Consider the following 22292-nt stretch of genomic DNA (forward strand, 5'->3'; position numbering starts at 1 on the left):
CTATGATTTAAAACAATGCGTTAAAAAAAACACTAATTAGGCATCATTTAAAGCAGCAATTCCAGGTAGAACCTTGCCTTCGAGTAACTCAAGGCTGGCACCACCACCGGTGGAAATGTGGCTCATTTGGTCAGCAACACCAACTTTTTCGACGGCAGCTACTGAGTCACCACCACCAATGATGGTAGATGCACCTGTCTTGGTCAGCTCAGCCATAGAGTTTGCGATCGCTTCTGTGCCCTTAGCGAACTTATCAAACTCAAACACTCCCATCGGACCATTCCAGATTACAGTTTTGCAATCTGCTAAAGCATCCTGAAACACCTTTACAGAATCTGGACCAATATCCAAACCCATCCAGCCATCGGGAATAGCTTCAATACTGACAGTCTGGGAATTAGCATCAGGGGCAAAATTATCTGCGATCACCACATCAGTGGGCAACAGCAATTGCACACCACGCTCTTTTGCCTTAGCTTCTAAGGATTTCGCCAAATCGAGCTTATCGTCTTCCACCAGGGACTTACCCACACTCATACCACGGGCCTTGTAGAAGGTAAAAATCATTCCACCGCCAATTAGCAGTTTATCCACCTTCTCCAATAGAGTATCAATCACCCCAATCTTACTGGACACCTTAGAGCCGCCAATAATTGCAGCTAGAGGCTTTTCGGGATTTTCTACAGCGTTTTGTAAATACTGCAGTTCCTTCTCAATCAAGTACCCAGCTACAGAAGGACTCAGGTAATGGGTGACTCCCTCAGTAGAGGCATGAGCCCGGTGCGCTGTTCCAAAGGCATCATTGACATACAAATCAGCAAGGGATGCCAACTGTTTGGTGAATTCTGGGTCATTCTTTTCCTCTCCAGCGTGGAAGCGGAGATTTTCCAGTAAAGCCACCTGACCATTTGCCAAAGCACCAACTTGGGCAGCCACCTCGTCTCCAACACAGTCTTTACACATGGTCACCGGTTGACCCAGAAGTTCTGAAAGACGCTCAGCAACGGGGGTTAGACGTAAACTTTCCTTCACTTGTCCCTTGGGTCGTCCCAAGTGGCTACACAGGATTACCTTTGCCCCTTTCTTAAGTAAATCTTGAACAGTGGGTAAAGCAGCACGAATGCGAGTATCATCGGTGATGGTGCCATTGTCATCCAGGGGTACATTCAGGTCTGCTCTGACCAATACCGTTTTTCCGGCTAAATCTGATTCACTTAAATTGGCTACACTTTTCTTGGACACAGTATTAATCTCCTAATTGCTATTGCCTGCGAATCCCCGACTATCAGCCGTCTTGCCGGATGATTTGACGTCAGAGAGTTCGCTGTACATTAACTGGTAAGTCACCAGCTGAATGACCAGGACAAAAGGTATTCTTTTGTTAAGACCGTTCACATTTTACCGGAGTCCGGATCCTGGAGGAAATCTGTGATATGTTCAATACCGTTGTATTTCCCATTGACTCAAGTCGAGAAAGCCGTGAAGCTGCTGAGGTTGTTGGGAACATAGTGCAAAAGTACGGCAGCAATCTATATCTGCTGTCAGTGGTTGAAAAACCTGACCCTGGCCAGGGTACAGCTGCTGCTCCCGAGGCAATGACATCCCCTGAAGTAGTAACAGAACTGCTTAACGGTGCCAAAGCACTATTTGCTCAGCAAGGCATTGAAGCCAAAACCCTGGAGCGGGAAGGAAAGCCTGCCTTCGTGATCTGCGATGTGGCTGACGAAATTGGGGCAAATTTAATTGTGATGGTCTCTCGGGGGCCAGGCTTGACAGAGGAAGGTATACCTAATAGTGTGGCCGATCGAGTGATTAATTTATCCCCTTGCCCAGTTTTGATTGTTCCCTAATTTGTGATTAGTCATTGGTCTAAATAAAATTGCTTGCTTGTTAATTGTCAATGGTCAATGGTCGATTTTCAATTAACTAATGACCAATGACTAATCAGCAATGACTAATGACTAATGGCTAATAACTCATGACAATCCAGTGGTATCCCGGACACATTGCTAAAGCCGAGCGAGAACTCAAGGAACAGTTGAAGCGAGTGGATGTGGTATTAGAGGTGCGGGATGCTCGGATTCCCCTCTCTACTCATCATCCTCAAACCGACCAGTGGGTGGGTAATAAAACTCGGGTGTTAGTGATCAACCGGGTGGATATGATTGAGCCAAGGATGCGCCAACTTTGGGAATCGTGGTTTCAACAGCAGGGGGATATCCCTTATTTCACTAATGCTCAACAGGGTAAGGGTATCCGCGCTGTGGCTAAAGCCGCCCAGACAGCTGGGGAGGAAATCAATCAACGTAGGCGCTCACGGGGAATGCGACCTCGTCCTGTCCGAGCTGTGGTAATTGGATTTCCCAATGTTGGTAAATCGGCTTTAATTAATCGACTTTTGGGACGTCGTGTGGTAGAGAGTGCTCGTCGTCCCGGTGTGACACGTCAATTGCGTTGGATACGTATTTCTGACCAACTCGAACTACTTGATGCTCCTGGTGTTATTCCTGCCAAGTTAAACAATCAGCAGCAGGCGCTCAAGTTAGCTATCTGTGATGACATTGGTGAAGCATCTTACGACAACCAACGGGTAGCAATAGCACTGATTGCATTTCTGAAAGATTTAGATAAGATGAAGGAGTACACTTTTTTATTAAAGTCTTCTTTACAAAAGAGGTACCAACTAGACCCAAACCCATTAACCGCTGAAGATTACTTACATGGTCTAGCCGACTATCGCTATCAGGGAAACATCGAACGTACAGCGCGGCAACTATTGGGTGATTTTCGTAAGGGTTTACTCGGAACAATTGCATTGGAAGTACCACCAGAAGTACTACCCTAAGTACCACCAATGTAAATCCTTAGCATTTACAGCATCTACACAAGTAAAATTGCAAGCCCGATTCTACTAGTGAGTACTAGCTAGTGAGCGTCCTACTAGGGAGTATTACTAGGGAGTCTTTCTAGATAGTCTTTCTAGGGGGCCTAAGTTCCCTATGGATATGTTTGTCTATAAAAGGAAAGAATTTAAGTCTTATTGAACCAATATTGTCAATATCTATTGAAAAAGAAATACCAGAACTTAAGCGAGGAAGCGAATTGAGGAGCTAAACCTAACTTGAGACAGATGACTTGAGCTAATTAGCGTAACCAACTTCAGTAATATTGCCGAGGGAAAAGTTTTTCAATCAGTCCTATAATCAGTATTGAGCACCGAAACAGCTGATGCAGGGCTTACGCAAGAACTCTACAGGTAGTGTTAACAGTTACCCTTTAACCCCTACAGGTAGTGTGTCGATGGCTGAATTGCGTAAGCTCTGTTTACCTGTATTAATATATACTGCTATAAGCATCAAGATTTATTAACTAAAGTTTGTATTTGTTGACGGTTGACGGTTGTCTTGATTAGACCTATTGCAAAAGTATTGTCTTGATGCCGTGCCGAATTAGGGGAACCACGGCAGTCGCTCATGGGGGAGACCCCCGCAGGTCGGCGCTGCCTCCTCAAGATCACAGTGGCTCCCTTTGACAGCGCTACCTTGCTGCATCGCTTTTCTGATACTGTTTTTCATAAATTTTGTCTGGTGATCGGAAGTTCCCCGATCCGAAGTTGCAAACAACAGCAGCTAGGTCTATTGTGCCATTTGTTCCAAAATTATCCTAAAATCAGCCAAAATACCAGGCAAATTGTCTAGATTCAGCACAGGTACATGAACAAAGATACAAGAAGTATTGAGGTGATGTTCTCCAAGATACTTCAACACTTCGTAATAGAGTCCTTCGCAGACAAATTTACCAGCATCATGGCTAATCTCACATCCACTCAAGGCAGCTACTAGTTTCTCTAAGTTCACTGGGGTTTGAAGGCAGTCATCTTCACGACTAGCACAGGATTCGACGGTTAATTTGTGCCGTTTAGTAGCCATTCCACAACAAATAATCCGATCGGGTTGTATTTGATCAATTTTGGCAATTACCTGAGCACTAGCTTCGGCAATATCGACGGGCAACTGTCTAAGAAAAGTCAGGGAAGCAGATAAATCATTGATTTGAGCAATTTTCCCTAATAAATCATCAGAGGAGTTAGATACCTGATCCGGTAGCCAGGTTTGAAAGGATGTCAAGAGGATTTTTTTGTTCATTCAACAGAACCAATTAAAATAAAAATAGCTTCAATAGTTCAATGTAAGGGAAAGCAGGTTAATGCCAGTAATTGCGGTTGTAGACTACGACATGGGGAACCTGCACTCTGCCTGTAAAGGGTTACAGAAAGCTGGTGCAACTACCTTAGTGACAGATTTAGCAGCAGATATAGAACAGGCGGATGCGGTGGTACTACCGGGAGTGGGGGCGTTTGACCCAGCGATACAACATTTGCGATCGCGTAACCTGGAGCAACCGATTAAACAAGCTATTGCCAGCGGTAAACCCTTTTTAGGTATTTGTCTAGGTTTACACATTCTGTTTGAGGCTAGTGAAGAAGGCACAGAACCTGGATTAGGGATTGTGCCTGGCACAGTGCGCCGCTTTCGTCGAGAACCAAGTATTACGATTCCCCATATGGGTTGGAACCAGCTAGAGTTTACTCAACCAGATTGTCCCCTTTGGCAGCATTTATCGGGCAATCCCCGAGTCTATTTTGTCCATTCTTATTATGTTGACCCAGTTGACCCTAGGATTCGAGCCGCAACTACTACTCATGGGAGTCAAACCGTGACGGCTGCGATCGCTTACAATAATGTCGTAGCAGTACAGTTTCACCCGGAAAAGTCTTCTACTACAGGACTGCAAATTTTGTCTAATTTCGTGGCTCAGGTCAAGAGTTACTGCCATGATCGTACACTTGTCACCAAAGCCTGAAAATTATTCTTCTTAAAATTCTGCTACTACTACTGATTTAATCAGCACGCTCCCCACTGTCCTGTGTTTGGATGAGAATTTACGGCAATCGCCAACTGAAAACTTTGCCAGGACAAATTACCCGCCCGACACCAGCACGGGTGCGGGAGGCAGTATTTAATATTTGGCAAGGCAGTGTAGAGAATTGCCGATGGCTGGATATATGTGCTGGTAGTGGTTCAATGGGTGCTGAGGCTCTATGTCGGGGAGCTGCTTTAGTGGTAGGGATTGACAAATGGGCAAAAGCTTGCTCAATTATTCGTCAAAACTGGCAACAGATGGCTCAGGCGCAGCAAGAATTTCGGGTGTTGCAGGGGGATGTGGTCAGGCGATTGAAAACCTTGGCTCCTCAGCAGTTTGACCACATTTATTTTGACCCACCCTACGCTAGTGATTTGTACCAGCCAGTGTTAGATGCGATCGCTCAATACCAGATCCTCGACAGCCATGGTGAGTTAGCTGTTGAGCATAGCTCTAACTACTGGCAACCACAACCAATCCCCAATTTAGAAATTTGTCGCCAGAAGGTCTATGGCAATACTGCCTTGACCTTCTATTGCCCATTAGTTTAAGTCAGGGGTAATGGTCAGCTCATGGGAAGGAAAAACTAACCCCCAAGTTGGTTACCCCGTTGGTATTGCATATAGGCAGCAAAAAATAACCCCAATAGAGTAACAGGTATTAAGCCAAGGACAATCCCAACAAGCAACGGTTCTACCACACTAAGTCTCCTAATTAAGTTTTTTTACCTGTTTCTCATATTACTAGGTCTGATCAACCTTAGGGTGCTGCTGGTCGTCAAACACTAATTTATCAAGCATCCTGAGTTCCATGGGTTGAGATTGCTCAGTCACACTTAGGAGGCTCTGACCTAATGACCTAAGCCCTGACTTGACTTGAGTACTTTTTCCTATATCCCAGCTTATATACTAAAATGTATACCTTAGATCTATTCCCTTAGTATCAGGTATATAGAGGGAGACATAGTGTAGCATATAATACAAATACAACACAAGATCTTGATTAATGACTCCATAAATTTTAAGCTATGTTTATAAACAAAAATAATACTTAGTCTAAGTATTTACTTATCATTGCTTAACACAACTTAATCAATGGTTCAGTTTTATCGAGATTACAAGCGCTTTATCGATAGTCAACTTGACAGGAGATCCTTTGGAAAACCAGCTTGTCCAACCTAGAGTTCTAGTGCGGCGAGTCACCTTGATAGTACTAGTGGCTTTGCTTGCTATAAGTCTTAGCCTGATCGGAATTCCCATGATGCAGGATTCGGATCCTTATGTACAAAAGGTTTTGTCCCTGAACGGTGATCCAGTCCGAGGTAATGCTATTTTTCAAATCAACTGTGCTGGGTGTCATGGAGCCAACGGGGATGGTAATGTAGGACCAAGTCTACTGAATATCTCTAAGAGAAAGTCTGACGTCAGCCTGATTCAGCAAGTGATCAGTGGTAGAACACCACCAATGCCTAAGTTTCAACCTCAAACTGGAGATATGGCAGACCTGTTGAGTTACCTGGAGCAATTGTAACCAAAGGTTGTTCGCGTAGCGTGGCCAAAGGCCAAGGTTAAAGGTTGAAGGTTGAAGGTTGAAGGTTAAAGGTTGTCTGTCAGAATGCAGAATTAAGAATTAAGAATTAAGAATGTAGAATTCCAAATTCTTAATTCTTAATTCTTAATTCAAAAAGGTTGTTCGCCTTTGGCGTTCCCGTAGGGTAGGTTAACGAAGAGCGCTGAAGAAAAAATATGCCAGTTAAATGTTGATTAACTTATAATATTTCCGGCGTTGCTGATTGATTTGTGATTTAGCGATCGCTAATTTTGCTAGTTTAAGATTATACCTGAATTCAGCAACGCCCATCGCTTTTGGTATAAATGTAAACTATAAAAATTTCAACTATCTACTATGGCTAGTCAACGGATAGGTAGTCAACGGGGTGCAACTTGTTTTCCTTCCTGAATTTGTTCAGTGGGATGCAAGATGACTATTTCTCCTTCTCGAAGTCCTTGTTCAATCACTGCTTCAAGATTACTGCGCTGACTAATTATAATCTGACGTTTCTTCGCTTGGTTGTTTTCCACAACAAACGTACACCAAGTCTGGAAGTTGGAGCGCTGGATACTCCCTTGATGATCTGAAAATTGGTTACTTCCCTGTGTTTCCCCTGTTGCAGATACAGACAAATCATCCCTATTTTGTGCAATCGGGTCCAAGGAGCTATTTTGTTGTGAGTCGCAGCGGAAAATGGCACTTAAGGGAACGACTAGCACATCTGAGCTTTCCCAAACTACAATCCGTGTTTCTACCCGGTAGCCATCACCTAAAGGAATTGGGGAATCTACAAAATTAGCGATCGCATTCACTCGCTGTTCTTCTACCCCAAGAGCTGAAATTTTGGTAAAGGCTGAGGGTTCGACGTACTTCACCTCAGCGTTTAGGGTGCGCTCTCCCCCCCAATGTTCAATGAACATTTTTGCTCCTGGCTTGACTTTGACTGCATCAGTAGAAAGCAAATCAACGACAATCTCTAGGTCAGTAGGATTCCCTAGTTCCAACAGGGGGGTTCCGGCTTCTACATATCGAGCACTTTCCTGATTGACTCGTAGCACATAACCATCAATTGGGGAGTGAATTTCAGCACGGGCTGCGTCATCAGCTAGCTTGGCAAGTTCAGCTTGAACACTGGCAATGCGAGCATTGTAGACATCAAGTAAATAGTCAGGGTCTCGCTGTTCAGCTTGGAGAATGGCACGGGCTTCTTTGGCGGCTACTACTTCAGCGGCCACACTATCCACTTCCCGTTGCGCTGCTTCTAATTCCCTCTGGCGGGTAGTTTCTAGCAATTGAGCTGTTTCGAGCTCTTTACGAGAGATTGCGCCATCAATGTGTAACTGTTGGGAGCGTTTGCGATCGCGTTTTGCTTGCTCTAGTGCTGCTAATGCTTGCTGGACCCGAGCTTGAGCTTCTTGCTGTTGGGCTATTGCTGACCGGATGCGGGCTTGAGCCTGGAATAAAGCTTCTGGTTTTGGTCGCTTGGTTGCTACCCCATCACGCTCTGCTTGCCATTGCCTTAGCCGTGCTTGAGCTTCTCGGACGTCTGAATCTAGAGGAAGGCGGTCAATTTGGGCAATTATTGCCCCTTGTTTAATTTTATCTCCTTCATCTAGTTTTATCCTCGCCAGCCGACCGGCAACAGGAGCTGAAACTACGAAGCGGGAGCGGATACGGGTCTTTCCCTCTCCATCCACTGTTACTTGCAAACTACTCCGTTTAACTTCGGCTAGATCAACCCTAATCGGTGCAGGACGAAATCCTAGGACAACTACTGTGATGATGCCAACTCCAACCATAAGGTAAGTTAGCCGTTGAGGAAGGTGCTTCATGAAGTGTCTCAACTCGCGGAATCGATTGTGCGATCGCAACAGTATTTAATTACTACTATTTAATTATTACTATTTCATTACTACTATTTAATTACTACTGTAAGCATTAGCTTATAGCTGATAACTGATAACTGATAGCTTACTAACTATCACGATGTTGATGCTTATTCCCTGGTTTTCAAAACAGCGATTAAGTCCAGACGATTCAGCTGTCTACGGATAATTAACCCAGAACAGAATGCTGCTACTATTACGATAACAAATGTAAAAGCATAGGTATCTTTAGTAATAATTAAGGGAAAACGGTAAAGTTCAGAATTATAGGCAAGAGACATTAAAGCAGCTAAACCGTATCCAAGTCCAAAACCAATAGGAAGGGCGAGTAGGGTAAGAATAACTTGTTCACCTAGGAGAATAAAGGCAATTTCAGCACGAGTGAATCCCATAATCCTGAGACTGGCTAATTCTCGTCCTCTTTCTGATAGGGCAATCCGTGCTGAGTTATAGACTACGCTGAAGGTAATAATGCAGGCAAAAATTACTAGTACTGCTGTAAAGACTTGCAGATTTTTAGCACTAATTTCCTCAAAGCTTTCTAGGCTGGCTTCACGGGTGGCAATACCGGTAATGGCGGGTAGACGTTTGAGGCGATAGTAAAGCTGACTAGCAAGGTGAGGATCAACGGAGAGGTAAGCACCAGAAATAGTTTGTCCTTCTCGCATCAGTCGGTTGAGGGCATGGATATCCATATATGCTGAGACACCGAGGAGTTCATCCACCAAGCCGACTACAGGAACTTGACGCACGGGACGGCTTCCTTCCAGGACTTCCACGGTTAGGGTATCTCCAGGAGTAACACCTAGGATTTCGGCTAGTTTGGTAGTCATGACAACTCCGTCTGGGGGTAGATGCACGGTGTACCAATTCTTGTCTAGCAGACGGCGGAATTCTCCGGCTGGGTCGATTCCAGTTAAAGCACTGCGATAGGTATGATGGTCAAAGCGTAAACGTACTGGTACGATGCGGAAGGGTTCGGAACGAATAACTCCTGGTAAGTGAGTGATTTCGTAACGGGTACGTGCGGGACGGGGTTGATTAAAGATAATGGTGAGATCTTCCCGTTGCACTTGGCGGAATTGAAAATCCATCAGGTATGTCAGTGCATCTCCCATGTAAAACCCAGTCAGGAGAATTGCTACAGCAACAGCTATTCCCATAATGGATAGGAAAGCTTGGATGGGCTTGCGTTCCAAATTACGTAGGATAATGCGACCGGCAGGGGAGAAAAACTGCTGTAGACCTAGCCGTTCAATAATGGTAGGTTTGAATTCAGCTGGGGGTTCGGGACGCATGGCTTGGGCTGGAGGAAGGGAAATTGCCCGACGTACCGCCATTAGTCCACCAATTGCTGCTGCGGTAAAGCTGACTATGATTGCGGTGGCGACTAAGTCTGAGCTGACGTCATAGCGTAGTAGGGGAAAGCGATAAAATTCAGCATAAAGTTGGGTTAGTCCATTACCAAGCCAAAGACCAACTAGGGTGCCAAGGATACCTCCTACACTGACAATGGCAAGGACAAATTTAAGATAATGGATACCGATGGTTAGGTTACTGTAACCAAAGGCTTTGAGCACAGCAATTTGCTCCCGTTGGGTTCCGATCACGCGAGAGAGGACAACATGCAGTAGGAAAGATGCGATCGCTAAAAAAATCGAAGGCATAAAGGTAGCAGAAACTTCCAAACTGCTGAGTTCATCTGCTAGGATTTGATGGGATAACTGATCTTCCCTTCCATAAGCACCTAACCCACCATAGCGTTCCAGTAATCGATCCAAACGGCTAATAATTTCCCTTTCTTGAGCTCCTGGACTTAACGAAAGGGTGACATCATTAAAGGCACCATCAAGGTCGAAGGCTTTACCCAAGGCTTCCCGACCTATCCAAACCACTCCAAATCGCCGATTATCTGGGAAGATTTCTCCAGCACCTCGCACTTCATAAACGTATTCTGGTGATAGCGCCTTTCCTACTATTCGCAATTTTTCCCAACGTCCATTAATAATGGCACCCATAGTATCACCCAAGTTGAGTTGATTGGCTTGGGCGAAGGCTTCACTGACGATTACTTCATCTCCTCGTCCTGGTTCAATATAGCGACCCTGACGAATAAATAAGTCATTGAGTATGGAAATACGACGCTCAGGAATTGAGATTAGTCTTCCTGTTGCTGGTTCTGTTAAACCAGGGATATCAAGGGTGACATCAACCACAATCCGAGTTTGGGTTTGGGCAATACCGGGAATAGCAGCAATTTGGGCTTTGAGGCGTTCTGGAGCGCGTTTGAGGGAAGCGAAAACTTGGGCAAAATGGTAGCGGTTGTAATATGTGTCTTGGGTTAGTCGCAAAGAGCTATAGGCACTCCTGGCTAGAACGAAGCTAGCAATGCCACAGGCTACTACTAATGCGATCGCTATTACCTGACCTCGCAATTGCCATAGGTCACGTAAGAGTTTACGGTCTAGGGAATTCATGGAAGTGTAAGACCAACTTCAAGAGCCAATCAGCTTAAAACTAGTGCCTTGTAATGGGTTTCAAAAGATTGGCGGATTTTTTATAACTGCTTCTCTTCTTTGTAAAACAAAGCTTCACACACTAACGTCAAACCAAACAGAAAACAAACTAAGAAAGTTGTTAATAATATTGCTATCATAGCTAACACCTCTTACTTTGTGACTCCCCCTAGTTCTTTTATACCTCCCGTTTTCTATCGAGCGAAGTAATTTGATTTAATTCTTAACGTACTCAATCGTTCACTTACCAGTCTAAATCCTCAGGAGCAATCTTAGTCTGATTACCATGTACACTAATAATCTCACCACTACGCATCGTAATCACCCGATCTGCCATAGCCGCAATTCCAGCATTGTGAGTAATTACAGCAGTAGTTGTTCCCAATTCCTGATTCACTCGCTCCAATACATTTAATACTAGCTTACCGGTCTGAAAGTCTAACGCTCCGGTTGGTTCATCACATAGGAGCACTTGAGGACGTTTGGCAATAGCACGAGCGATCGCAACCCGTTGTTGTTCACCCCCAGATAATTGAGCCGGAAAATGGTTAAGGCGATGGGCTAGTCCTACTAGTCCCAAAGCTTCCCGAGGACGCATCGGACGAGGAGCAATTTCCGTCACCAGAGCAACATTTTCCTGAGCCGTCAAGCTGGGAATCAAATTATAGAATTGGAACACAAAACCGACGCACTCCCGACGAAAGCGGGTAAGAGCACGATCATCAGCAGTTGATAGATCACGATTATAGAATTTGACTTGTCCGAAGGAAGGAACATCAAGTCCTCCGAGAATATTCAGCAGAGTGGACTTGCCACTTCCAGACGGACCAAGCAATACTACAAATTCTCCTGCATAGAGGTCAATAGTAACAGATTTTAGTGCCTGAACATTCACCTCCCCCATCTGATAGGTTTTAGTCACGTCACGCACTTTAAAAATAGGTTCATTGTTCATATAGCGGTTGGCGACTTTATTAAGTACGTATTTCTAGGTTTTTAGGGAACAGGTAACAGGGAACAAGGAACAGGGAATAGAGTATTTAGCATTCAACCTAAGTTATTTATTATTGCCAATTTCAAAATTTAATTAATCTTTTTTCTTCCATTCATTTTTATAATTAAAATATCTACAAATTGCTATAAGTCATGATTAATTATTTCACTAGTAATGACTAGATATAATTTCTAAATAAATTGTGATAATTATTGTCTACTATTCCCGATTCCCGATTCCCGATTCCCGATTCCCGATTCCCGATTCCCGATTCCCGATTCACGATTCCCGATTCCCGATTCCCGATTCCAGATTCCCTACTCCCTACTCCCGAATTACGATTTCCGCTCCCCGATTCTAGATTCCCGAGTCCCGATTTAACCGTCCAGAATCACTAATCAGCTAGTAAGGTAATTTGGCATTTCACAACCCAAGATGCACGAATTAAATTGAAGCATCAATATCGCTGTTTTTGAAGATGTTGAATCCGACAATTCTAATGCATCAAATTAAGCTTGCCACGCCACTACGGCTGTGAGAGCAAAAGCTAATTCGTGATATAGTCCTGTAGAGCTTTTACTCCCAGTGGTTGGGACTGTAGTGAACGAATTGCTGCTGCTGTTGCTTTAGCACTAGCAATTGTAGTTACAATCGGAATCTTATACCCTAATGCTGTTCGGCGAATTAACCGCCCATCGGCATAGGCATCTTCTCCAGAAGGGGTATTAATAATTAGCTGAATCTTTTGATTCTTAATCCAATCCAAGACATGGGGACGTCCTTCATGGAGTTTTAATACCAACTCCACATCCAGTCCATGCTCTTGCAGCACCTTGCGAGTGCCATCGGTTGCTACTAGCTCGAATCCCAACTCAATTAAGTCTTTCGCCACTGGTACTACATTTTGCTTGTCTCGGTGATTGGTGGAAACGAACACTGTGCCAGACAGGGGTAAACGCTGACCAGCTGCTAATTCTGCTTTGGCAAATGCCTTCCCAAAATCTGTGTCAATCCCCATTACTTCCCCAGTAGAACGCATTTCCGGTCCGAGGAGGGTGTCTGTACCAGGAAATTTCTCAAAGGGCAATACCGCTTCTTTGACTGCAATGTGCTTAGGGCTAGCTTCTTCAGTTAACCCAAGGGATTCCAAGGTTTCACCGGACATAACCCGAGATGCTAACCCCGCCAGGGGTACCCCTGTTGCCTTGGAGACATAGGGAACTGTTCGGGATGCTCTGGGATTGGCTTCGAGTATGTAAACGGTTTCCCCCTGCACCGCAAATTGAATATTCATCAACCCCACCACCTTCAGGGCTTTTGCCAGCTGATAAGTCCAAGTGCGAATAGTTTCCAAAGCAACGGGTGTTAGAGAGGTGTGGGGTAAAGAACAAGCAGAGTCTCCGGAGTGAATCCCCGCCTGTTCGATGTGTTCCATGATGCCACCAATCACTACCCGACCAGTGTCATCTGCGATCGCATCCACATCTACCTCTACAGCATTCTCTAAAAACTTATCAATCAGAATCGGATGCTCTGGTTCCACCTGCACCGCAAACTTCATGTAGCGTTTCAAATCCTCATCGGAATAGACAATTTCCATAGCCCGTCCCCCCAACACATAAGACGGACGCACCACCACTGGATAACTAATCCGTTTCGCCACCTCTAGTGCTTCCCCATAACTGCGAGCAATTCCATTGGGTGGCTGCTTAATATCTAACTTCCGCAAAATCTTCTCAAACCGCTCCCGATCCTCAGCTACGTCGATTGAGTCGGGAGAAGTTCCCCAAATTTGGGTTACCAGTTGTTGGTTGCCAACCTTCAACCTGCTAACCTTCAAGGCTTCTTGCAACGGCACTGCTAACTTAAGCGGTGTCTGTCCCCCAAATTGAACAATAATCCCTTCCGGATTTTCCGCCTCAATAATATTGAGTACATCCTCTTTGGTCAGGGGCTCAAAATATAAGCGATCGCTTGTATCATAATCTGTAGAAACTGTCTCTGGGTTGGAGTTGACCATGATTGTCTCAAACCCCTGCTTACTCAGAGCATAAGATGCATGACAACAGCAATAGTCAAACTCAATTCCCTGACCAATCCGGTTTGGTCCCCCACCTAAAATCATCACCTTCCGCCGATCCGAAGGTATCACTTCCGACTCTTCCTCATAAGTGGAGTAATAATAAGGTGTGAATGCCTCAAACTCTGCTGCACAGGTATCTACTAGCTTATATGCTGGTACTACTCCTAGATGCTTACGGTATTCACGCACCTCATCTTCCGAGGTCTTGGTAGCAAAAGCAATTTGGTGATCGCTAAATCCCTGACGTTTGACTGCCCATAACTGCTCTTTGTTCAAGGTCTGCAATGGGTTACGTTTGAGGAATTTTGACGTTTCCAGCAACTCCGCCAATTTATCCAAAAACCAGGGGTCAATTCCTGTGAGTTCCTGTACTTCTTCTAGGGTCATCCCTAGCATCAAACCATGACCCACCGTGAAGATACGTTCTGGATTCGGGGTTCGTAAACCATAGCGCACTTGTTCGAGAGATGGCAGCTTCTCTTTGCGATCGCATCCCCACCCAAAGCGTCCAGTTTCCAGGGAGCGCAACGCTTTCTGAAACGATTCGAGAAAGGTCCGTCCAATCGCCATCGCTTCTCCCACTGACTTCATCTGAGTAGTCAGGATTGGTTTACTACCGGGAAACTTCTCAAAGGCAAACCGGGGTACCTTAGTTACCACATAGTCAATAGTTGGTTCAAAGGAAGCAGGAGTTTGTTTAGTAATATCGTTGGGAATTTCATCGAGGGTATACCCCACGGCTAATTTAGCAGCAAACTTAGCAATCGGGAACCCTGTTGCTTTCGAGGCTAGGGCAGAACTGCGAGAAACCCGAGGATTCATCTCAATTATAATGACTTGGCCATTGAGGGGATTCACAGCAAACTGAATATTTGACCCTCCGGTTTCAACCCCAATCTCCCGAATAATTTTAATCGAGTAATCCCGCAACCGTTGGTATTCCTTATCCGTCAGGGTTTGAGCAGGAGCAACAGTAATCGAGTCCCCAGTATGAATCCCCATCGGGTCAACATTTTCAATGGAACAGATAATCACTACATTATCTGCCAAATCTCGCATCACCTCTAACTCATACTCCTTCCAGCCCAACAAAGACTTTTCCACCAAGATTTGAGACACTGGCGAAGCATCCAAACCCCCCTGAGCCATGGTTTCGTATTCTTCTTTGTTATAGGCAATGCCACCACCACTACCCCCCAGGGTAAAAGCCGGGCGAATAATCAGCGGGTAAGAGCCGATTTCTTGTGCGATCGCTTTAGCCTCTTTGAGATTATTCGCAATTCCCGAAGGACAGACTCCTACCCCAATCCTTTCCATTGCTTCCTTGAACAACTGGCGGTCTTCAGCCTTTTCTATCGCCTCTAGCTTTGCCCCAATTAGCTCCACTCCATGCTTTTCCAACACCCCATTCTTAGCTAGGTCAACCGCAATATTCAGAGCCGTCTGACCCCCCATGGTTGGCAGTAAAGCACATGGTTGCTCTTTTTCGATCACCTTCTCGACGATTTCTGGAGTTAGGGGCTCGATGTAGGTACGGTCAGCCGTTTCCGGGTCAGTCATGATACTAGCTGGATTAGAGTTTACCAGTACCACTTCATAGCCTTCTTCCCGGAGTGCTTTACAAGCCTGAGTCCCGGAATAGTCAAATTCACAGGCTTGTCCAATCACAATCGGACCAGAACCAAGGAGCAAGATTTTGTGAATATCATCGCGGCGGGGCATAGTGGTTGCTCTGTGGTGACATAAACGTTATTAGATCCTGACTATTATATGCTTGCTTGCCAAATTATTCCCTAGTTATTTATCCAGCTTTTACAAAGCACCCAGCTTTTACCCAACAAACCTGATTTGTTTACCGTTGAGCGTTGACCGTTGACAGTCAACGGTTAAGTTAACCATTTCCAGTAAAGCTGTCAAACTAGAGGTAGCGATTTTGCCTGTGAGTGCTATGACCCTTGCCAACTTAAACGGGCAAGGGGTCTCCCGTTATAATCTCCGATTTAACGGGTTAGAAGTTACCGTAAGACAGGCTCGCCTTATTTCATATAACTTAAACTTATGACTCACAGACTGTCGCGCCTATCGCTCAACGTAATCAGGTTTCGTCTCCGGTGAATTGCCCGACAGCGTCTTGAAGTTCTCAACAGATTGGCCTCTGGCCACGCTTTCGGCAGAGCCGACGCTGCGCGAACGCGATGAAGCGTTCGCGAAGCGTGGCCAAAGGCCTCAGCTTCCGCTAAAAGCGATTGGCCTCTGGCCACGCTTTCGGCAGAGCCGACGCTGCGCGAACGCGATCGTAAGTGGTACAATAGCACAGTGATATTAACCTACTGCTACAGAATCAAGCCTAGTGACGAACAGATAGCCACGATGGATAGATGGCTAGAACTGTTGCGCCGTCACTGGAACTATGCTCTAGGGCAAAGGCTTGATTGGCTCAACAGGACTCGTTCACCAGTTGATAGATGTAGCTTACTTTATGAGCCGATTGGTGAAATTCCTCACCCGGTCAACTACTACACCCAGCAATCTGCTCTCAAGGAAACTAAGCGGTTGTTCCCTGAGTACAAACAAATTTACGCAGAGACGCAACAGGTTAACCTACAGCGGCTTAACAAAGCCTGGGAGAAATGGCGAAAACCAGACGCCAGTGGTAAGCGTGGTGGAAGACCTCGCTTCAAAAAGCCCGGAGATCTCCGGTCATTTGTATTCCCCAGGGTTAACAATACCAAAGCGGGAGCGCACCTAGTTGACGGTGTTTTAAAACTAAGTCGAATTGGGTCAATACCTGTGGTAATGCATCGGCCATTACCTGTTAGCGAAGCTTGCCCGAAGGGCGTGGGTTTTGTACTCAAGCAATGCACTATCGTCAAAAAAGCTGATGGTTGGTATTGTTGTATTTCGATGAAAGATGATACCGTACCTGAACTGCTACCTGTAGATTCAGTCAATTCTGCCGTTGGTATTGATGTTGGCCTGGAGAAATTCTTGACGACATCTGACGGCGAAGCAGTGCCTATCCCGCAGTTTTACAGAAAAGCTCAGGACAAACTTGCTCAAGCTCAAAAAGTAATGTCGCGCCGTATCAAGGGTTCTAAAAACTGGAAAAAAGCTAAACATAAAGTAGCTTTGATGCACCTTCATTTAAGCCGTTGCCGAAAAGAATTTCATTATCAGGTTGCTCATTGGCTGTGCAGTAAGTATGACTTAATTGCTCACGAAAATTTAAATATCAAAGGACTCGCTAGAACTAATTTAGCAAAATCAATACATGATGCGGCCTGGGGAGCATTCTTGGAAATATTGCAAGCAGTGGCGGTTAAACGCGGTTTGTTAGTTCAGGAAGTTAACCCACGTGGCACAAGTATCGAGTGTTTTAGTTGTGGTTCTAGGGTCGAAAAAACTTTAAGTGAGCGCATTCATTATTGTTCTAGTTGTAAAGTTAAAATTGACCGCGACTGGAACAGTGGTATCAACATTTTAAATCGTGGACTATTGGCGGTTGGACTGCCGCTTAATGGCTGTGGTAAATCGGTACAGGATATCGTTCGCGTAGCGGAGGCATCCGCCGAGGAGCAGCAAGTCTCATTCGTGAGGTTGAGAAGCCCACATCATAATCTTTGATTTGATGTGGGAGTAGTCACGAATTCAGAAGCCACTGTGGAAGTCAATGTAATGGCTGAGTCAGAAAGTATTATCATTCCACCATGTGATTTATGGAGTGATGAACCCCCCTTGGAAAGCGATCGCCATCGAGATCAAATTGAGCTGTTACTCGCTTGCCTCAAGTGGTGGTGGCGAGAACGAAGCGACTTCTATGCTACAGGGAATCTCACTATCTATTTCAGTCCTGAGCATATTACCACCAGAGACTTTAGAGGACCCGACTTTTTTGTGGTACTCGGTACGGAAAATCGACCCCGCAAAAGTTGGGTAGTATGGGCAGAACAAGGAAAATATCCCAATGTGATAATTGAACTGCTCTCTAACAGTACAGCTAAAGTTGACAAGGGATTAAAGAAAATCCTCTACCAAGATACTTTCAGAACACCAGAATATTTCTGGTTTCACCCCGATACCCTGGATTTCCAGGGATTTCGCCTGATGGGAGGCCAGTATCAACCCCTCGACCCTAATACTCAGGGGTGGCTGTGGAGTCAGCAGTTGGAATTATTTTTAGGTGTACATAATTCCCAGCTACGGTTTTTCAGTGAAGATCAGCAATTGGTACCAACACCAGACGAGAGAGCTCAAGCTGCTCAACAACAAGCTCAAGCTGCTCAACAACAAGCTCAAGCTGAACGGCAACAAAGAGAATTGGCAGAAAAGCGTGTAGAGGAATTGCTAGCTAGACTCAAAGAGTTAGGTGATGATTCAGATGCATGATTCTCGCCATTGTTCTAACGGGCATTTATCAAGTAATTCTAAAACTATGTAAATCCATGATCAGCTGATCGAGTAATGAGGAGGTTAATTGCTAATTGTCAATTTATAGGACTTGTGGCCATGAGTGTAACAGAAATAAATTGTAAGGGCGCAAGGCTTGCGCCCACAAAGTGATAGTTTTTTATAGTTTTTATTCAAAAATTATTAAGGATCTACCCAGCGACCATCAGCTTTAATTAAATTAATCAATTCCTCTACTCCTTGATCTTCAGGTACCTTTTTAATTTCCTCCTTACCGCGATACAGAGAAATATAGCCTGCTTGCTTACCCACATAACCATAGTCAGCATCAGCCATTTCCCCAGGGCCATTAACAATACACCCCATCACAGCAATATCTAAGCCAGCGAGATGTTTAGTAGCTTCCCGCACCTTATGCAGTACCTCCTCTAAATTAAATAAAGTACGACCACAGGACGGACAAGCCACATACTCCACCATAGTTTTCCGCAATCCCAGAGCTTGCAGAATACTGTAGCCAACAGGAATCTCTTTTTCTGGGGCTTCCGTAAGAGAGACACGAATCGTATCACCAATCCCCTCAGCTAGCAGAGTAGCAATACCAGCCGTAGACTTAATCCGTCCATATTCCCCATCCCCGGCTTCAGTAACACCTAAATGCAACGGGTAATCCATCCCCAACTGATTCATCCGCCTTACCATTAAGCGATAGGCGGCTAGCATCACAGGTACCCGTGAAGCCTTGAGGGAGATCACCAAATTGCGGAAATCTAAGGATTCACAGATACGAATAAATTCCAGAGCAGATTCCACCATCCCTTCTGGGGTATCACCGTAGGTAAACAGCATCCGTTCCGCTAGGGAACCGTGATTGACTCCGATGCGCATAGCTTTACCTTGGTCACGGAGGGAAATGACCAGGGGTTCTAGGGTTTCCCGAATTTTTTCCCCAATTTCCTCAAATTCAGCTTCAGTGTATTCACTGCGATTGGCTTTGGGCTTTTCAAAGACATACAATCCTGGATTAATCCGTACCTTATCCACATGCTTGGCAACTTCCAGAGCAATTTTCATGCCATTGTGATGGACATCAGCTACTAGAGGCACCGCTTGATAGGTCGCTGCTAGTTTCTCTTTGATTTGGGCTAGAGCCTTAGCATGTGCCATACTCGGTACAGTGACACGGACAATCTCGCAACCAATCTCGTGCAAGCGGCGAATAGCAGCAACGGAACCATTGATATCTAAGGTATCTTCATTAATCATCGATTGCACCACCACCGGGTATCCCCCGCCAATAGTGACATTAGCCACTCTGACAGGGCGGGTTTGACGGCGGTGGATAGTAGTATCGAAAGCTGGTAGTGTACTAGCCCTTTGAGGTGTACTTAGAGTTTGCATAACCTGTTAGTTGCTTGGCGTAGCGAAAATAGTAGGTTTTTGTATTTATTCTCTTAGGTTCCCATAGAATCAGGCGCTTTTGGCTTAGGGGTGAGAGTTTCCTACTCAGGAAAGTCGGGAATCACCCATTTAGGGGGTTGAGATAGTTTCTTGAGCCGTGCTTCCTCTGCCAACTCCAACATTTTGTCCAATGAAGTACCGTTAATGAACTGGGATGCCTCAGCAACGTATTGTTGATTGGGGCATTTGTCACCTAAGATACAACCGTTGATGCAGTCTTGGGCACAATTTACATTAACTTCCACAGTACTCTCCTTATGGTTATAGCTAGTAATGACCACCCGGGCAAATTACATTCCTCATTGGCTAAAGTCATTGCTCTCAATTTTACGTTTTTTAGGAGTCGCTTGTTGGTCTCAACTTGCTGTTCAAATTCAAATCTCTATATAATATTAATAAAGTAATTTGTATCTATGGTAGAGAGCATCTCAAATAACAACAATAATCACCCCAATAATACCACCGAACATGAGGATATTAATCATGATGTTTTACTGAAGATGAACTCCCGAAACCGTAAAGAATTCAGCGTTATAAAGAAGTCATATATCAGTTTTTTTAAAAGGGGGTAAAGGTAAATTATCCATAAACCGTTTTGTTGGAATTTAAGCAAATTTTATTTTGTAAAATGACGGCCAACCTAGAGGTAAATAAAGCGTTATTGGAAATTATTTTACACAACGATTATCAAGTCTTTGCCAATACATTTACGGCGGTTTGCATAACTAAGTACCTGGACAAAAATAAACCTCACTTCTTGATGCAATAGCGAGTGGGGGAAACCCCCTGTTCCCTTGCTGCCTCGCTGTATTAACTTATGTAAAGTTGCCAAAAGCCCCTCTGCTCCCAGCTCCCAGCTCCGAACGCGCCCCGCGTGGCCCACGGCCTCAGTCCCTGCTCCCTATTTCAACAGTTAATTTTACTTTTGTCCGACTACTTACCAACCTAAGCGGTGCTGATTTACGTCGTACTAATTTACAGCAAGCAATCTCAGCAATGCCAGTTTGAACGAGAGTAATCTGCTTCATGCTGACTTACAAAATGCTGATTTGAGCGATGCTAATCTCAGTGGTGCTAGTCTGCAAAATGCCAAACTAAGTGAGGAAGACTAACCTTAGCTATGCTCAATTAAGTCATGCTCAGTTGAGTTATGGAGACCTCAGTGGTAGTGAACTCAGTTATGCTCAACTGCGTCACGTCGATCTGACTAATGCTGACTTGAGTTAGACAAATTTGATGGGTACTAACCTATTTGATAGCAATCTTCAGAAAGTCAATGTCCAAGGTGCTCAATTTTGGTACAATACGGTTTTGCCCGATAAAATTCAACCTGAGCTAGAACAGCGAGGAGCTATATTTATTGTTAATGGTTAATTGTTAATTTTTAATGGTTAATTTACGAACAACTAAGAATGATTAAGTTTTCTAAGCATTCAGCTATCATTATTAAGCAGTCAGCTGAATACTTAGGAATTTTAAGTATTCAATCGGACACAATGCTACAGTGAAAGTGTCTGATATTAATTAACCTGCTTTTGCTTTTTTGCTGCCATGAGTAATTCTGCTTCCGTAAACACCAGTAACTTTTGGGACTTTGATTTTACAGCCCCTCAACCGACACAGGATACGGATTTGCTTAGGCAGCTGAATTTCGTTCCAGGGTTAAAAGACATTCTCATGCTGCGTCAGGTTCATGCTCTAGAACACGCTACTGTCTGGGTTCTAAGTGAACGCTATGGTGCTAGTGGTGCTGGTGCAACCCCAACCACTCCTCCATCAGATAATAATGCTATAGGAGGACTATCAACTGACCAAGGATTTTATCTCTATGGTCAGGTAAATTTGGCTGACTTGAGACGAGCAGTACCCACTGCCCTAGAGCGACTGACTCGGGGAGAATGGGATATGGCTATCCACCCCCGGTGCGGCACGAATCTCTCAGTAGCAGTGTTTTTAGGTGCTGGACTAGGGTTGGCTGTTCATCTGTTACTGCCGCGAGGACCGATTGAACAACTGTTGGGTCTTGGCTTTGCAGCGGTGGCTGCTACTCAACTAACACCTGATTTGGGCAACTTAGCACAACGGTACTTAACTACTGCCATTCCTTTTAACCTGGCGATTGTAGACATTAGGGAAACATCTGATATCTGGGGACGTCCAGCCCATTTTGTCCAGATGCGATGGATTGACTAAGCTTGAATTGTTATTTGTCCTTGGTTAGATCAGTGCAAGAGAACCGACCCACTTATACCAATTCTTAAAAGTAGGACTAAGCATGCAGATGGTGAGATGGGGAGATGGGGAGATGGGGAGATGGGGAGATGAGGAGATTTTGATTAATGGTGATTATCCGGAAATAACATAAGATGCAAGCTTTAGATGCAAGCTTGGCCACGAAAAAAAATCCCACATTCAGACGTTATATATCTTACATATAACGTCTGAACTTTGTTTATTTATCCTGGCTACGA

22 protein-coding genes are annotated in these 22292 nt (G+C 44.8%); 12 read left to right on the plus strand and 10 right to left on the minus strand.

Annotated features, from left to right (window positions below):
* Positions 1-36 precede the first annotated feature (36 nt).
* A complete protein-coding gene (locus F6K51_RS06625; RefSeq protein WP_293019052.1) occupies positions 37-1242 on the minus strand; it encodes a phosphoglycerate kinase in 1206 nt (401 codons plus the stop codon).
* A 191-nt stretch (positions 1243-1433) separates the two neighbouring features.
* Here F6K51_RS06625 and F6K51_RS06630 point away from each other — a divergent pair, with 191 nt between their 5' ends.
* Positions 1434-1850: a universal stress protein gene (locus F6K51_RS06630; protein ID WP_293019054.1), complete on the plus strand. Its 417-nt coding sequence runs from the start codon at positions 1434-1436 to the stop codon at positions 1848-1850.
* Positions 1851-1978: 128 nt separating this feature from the next.
* Positions 1979-2845 (plus strand): ribosome biogenesis GTPase YlqF, encoded by an 867-nt coding sequence (ylqF, locus tag F6K51_RS06635; protein ID WP_293019055.1) that lies wholly within the window; start codon positions 1979-1981, stop codon positions 2843-2845.
* Positions 2846-3635: 790 nt separating this feature from the next.
* Here ylqF and F6K51_RS06640 read toward each other — a convergent pair.
* The gene (locus F6K51_RS06640; RefSeq protein WP_293019056.1) at positions 3636-4145 is read right to left on the minus strand and encodes a peptidase C15; all 510 of its coding nucleotides are present in this window, start codon (positions 4143-4145) and stop codon (positions 3636-3638) included.
* 61 nt (positions 4146-4206) lie between these two features.
* Between F6K51_RS06640 and hisH the strand changes: the two genes are divergently transcribed.
* Positions 4207-4863 carry an imidazole glycerol phosphate synthase subunit HisH gene (gene hisH / locus F6K51_RS06645; protein ID WP_293019057.1) on the plus strand — a complete coding sequence of 219 codons (657 nt, stop codon included), beginning with the start codon at positions 4207-4209 and terminating at the stop codon, positions 4861-4863.
* A 71-nt stretch (positions 4864-4934) separates the two neighbouring features.
* The gene (rsmD, locus tag F6K51_RS06650; protein ID WP_293019058.1) at positions 4935-5474 is read left to right on the plus strand and encodes a 16S rRNA (guanine(966)-N(2))-methyltransferase RsmD; all 540 of its coding nucleotides are present in this window, start codon (positions 4935-4937) and stop codon (positions 5472-5474) included.
* A gap of 35 nt (positions 5475-5509) precedes the next feature.
* On the opposite strand, the gene petG is transcribed toward rsmD, so the two are convergent.
* Entirely contained in the window at positions 5510-5623 is a 114-nt protein-coding gene (gene petG, locus F6K51_RS06655; protein WP_070395274.1) for a cytochrome b6-f complex subunit V, read from the minus strand.
* Positions 5624-6078: 455 nt separating this feature from the next.
* On the opposite strand from petG, the gene F6K51_RS06660 reads away from it, so the two are divergent.
* Positions 6079-6453 carry a cytochrome c gene (locus F6K51_RS06660; protein WP_075903624.1) on the plus strand — a complete coding sequence of 125 codons (375 nt, stop codon included), beginning with the start codon at positions 6079-6081 and terminating at the stop codon, positions 6451-6453.
* 398 nt (positions 6454-6851) lie between these two features.
* Here F6K51_RS06660 and F6K51_RS06665 read toward each other — a convergent pair whose 3' ends face one another.
* The 3 genes from F6K51_RS06665 to F6K51_RS06675 all read right to left on the minus strand — a co-directional run bounded on the left by F6K51_RS06665 (position 6852) and on the right by F6K51_RS06675 (position 11831).
* Positions 6852-8306 carry an HlyD family efflux transporter periplasmic adaptor subunit gene (locus F6K51_RS06665; RefSeq protein WP_293019060.1) on the minus strand — a complete coding sequence of 485 codons (1455 nt, stop codon included), beginning with the start codon at positions 8304-8306 and terminating at the stop codon, positions 6852-6854.
* A 164-nt stretch (positions 8307-8470) separates the two neighbouring features.
* On the minus strand, positions 8471-10837 hold the full coding sequence (locus F6K51_RS06670) for an ABC transporter permease (RefSeq protein ID WP_293019061.1): 2367 nt from the start codon (positions 10835-10837) through the stop codon (positions 8471-8473).
* A 283-nt stretch (positions 10838-11120) separates the two neighbouring features.
* Entirely contained in the window at positions 11121-11831 is a 711-nt protein-coding gene (locus F6K51_RS06675) for an ABC transporter ATP-binding protein (protein WP_293019063.1), read from the minus strand.
* A 251-nt stretch (positions 11832-12082) separates the two neighbouring features.
* Between F6K51_RS06675 and F6K51_RS06680 the strand changes: the two genes are divergently transcribed.
* Positions 12083-12268: a hypothetical protein gene (locus tag F6K51_RS06680; protein ID WP_293019065.1), complete on the plus strand. Its 186-nt coding sequence runs from the start codon at positions 12083-12085 to the stop codon at positions 12266-12268.
* A 149-nt stretch (positions 12269-12417) separates the two neighbouring features.
* Here F6K51_RS06680 and carB read toward each other — a convergent pair whose 3' ends face one another.
* The gene (gene carB, locus F6K51_RS06685; protein WP_293019066.1) at positions 12418-15675 is read right to left on the minus strand and encodes a carbamoyl-phosphate synthase large subunit; all 3258 of its coding nucleotides are present in this window, start codon (positions 15673-15675) and stop codon (positions 12418-12420) included.
* Between the two features lie 341 nt (positions 15676-16016).
* The gene (locus F6K51_RS06690) at positions 16017-16268 is read right to left on the minus strand and encodes a hypothetical protein (RefSeq protein ID WP_293019067.1); all 252 of its coding nucleotides are present in this window, start codon (positions 16266-16268) and stop codon (positions 16017-16019) included.
* A 1-nt stretch (position 16269) separates the two neighbouring features.
* Between F6K51_RS06690 and F6K51_RS06695 the strand changes: the two genes are divergently transcribed.
* Together F6K51_RS06695 and F6K51_RS06700 are read left to right on the plus strand one after the other, a co-directional pair.
* On the plus strand, positions 16270-17577 hold the full coding sequence (locus F6K51_RS06695; protein WP_293019068.1) for a transposase: 1308 nt from the start codon (positions 16270-16272) through the stop codon (positions 17575-17577).
* Between the two features lie 51 nt (positions 17578-17628).
* Positions 17629-18339, plus strand: coding sequence for a Uma2 family endonuclease (locus tag F6K51_RS06700; protein ID WP_293019116.1), 711 nt, complete (start codon positions 17629-17631; stop codon positions 18337-18339).
* A 204-nt stretch (positions 18340-18543) separates the two neighbouring features.
* On the opposite strand, the gene ispG is transcribed toward F6K51_RS06700, so the two are convergent.
* Together ispG and F6K51_RS06710 are read right to left on the minus strand one after the other, a co-directional pair.
* On the minus strand, positions 18544-19761 hold the full coding sequence (gene ispG / locus F6K51_RS06705; RefSeq protein WP_075902831.1) for a (E)-4-hydroxy-3-methylbut-2-enyl-diphosphate synthase: 1218 nt from the start codon (positions 19759-19761) through the stop codon (positions 18544-18546).
* A 101-nt stretch (positions 19762-19862) separates the two neighbouring features.
* Entirely contained in the window at positions 19863-20066 is a 204-nt protein-coding gene (locus F6K51_RS06710) for a hypothetical protein (protein ID WP_075906439.1), read from the minus strand.
* A 759-nt stretch (positions 20067-20825) separates the two neighbouring features.
* On the opposite strand from F6K51_RS06710, the gene F6K51_RS06715 reads away from it, so the two are divergent.
* The 4 genes from F6K51_RS06715 to F6K51_RS06730 all read left to right on the plus strand — a co-directional run bounded on the left by F6K51_RS06715 (position 20826) and on the right by F6K51_RS06730 (position 22014).
* Positions 20826-20933 (plus strand): pentapeptide repeat-containing protein, encoded by a 108-nt coding sequence (locus F6K51_RS06715; protein WP_081431319.1) that lies wholly within the window; start codon positions 20826-20828, stop codon positions 20931-20933.
* Positions 20920-21048, plus strand: a complete 129-nt coding sequence (locus tag F6K51_RS06720; protein ID WP_081431320.1) for a pentapeptide repeat-containing protein — start codon at positions 20920-20922, stop codon at positions 21046-21048. Before F6K51_RS06715 ends, F6K51_RS06720 begins: the two co-directional genes overlap by 14 nt.
* A 9-nt stretch (positions 21049-21057) precedes the next feature.
* Positions 21058-21195 (plus strand): hypothetical protein, encoded by a 138-nt coding sequence (locus tag F6K51_RS06725; protein ID WP_293019072.1) that lies wholly within the window; start codon positions 21058-21060, stop codon positions 21193-21195.
* A gap of 177 nt (positions 21196-21372) precedes the next feature.
* Positions 21373-22014, plus strand: a complete 642-nt coding sequence (locus F6K51_RS06730; RefSeq protein ID WP_293019073.1) for a DUF6391 domain-containing protein — start codon at positions 21373-21375, stop codon at positions 22012-22014.
* The last annotated feature ends 278 nt before the right edge of the window (positions 22015-22292 follow it).

The organism is Moorena sp. SIO3I8, assembly GCF_010692325.1.
In the GTDB taxonomy this organism is placed as follows: domain Bacteria; phylum Cyanobacteriota; class Cyanobacteriia; order Cyanobacteriales; family Coleofasciculaceae; genus Moorena.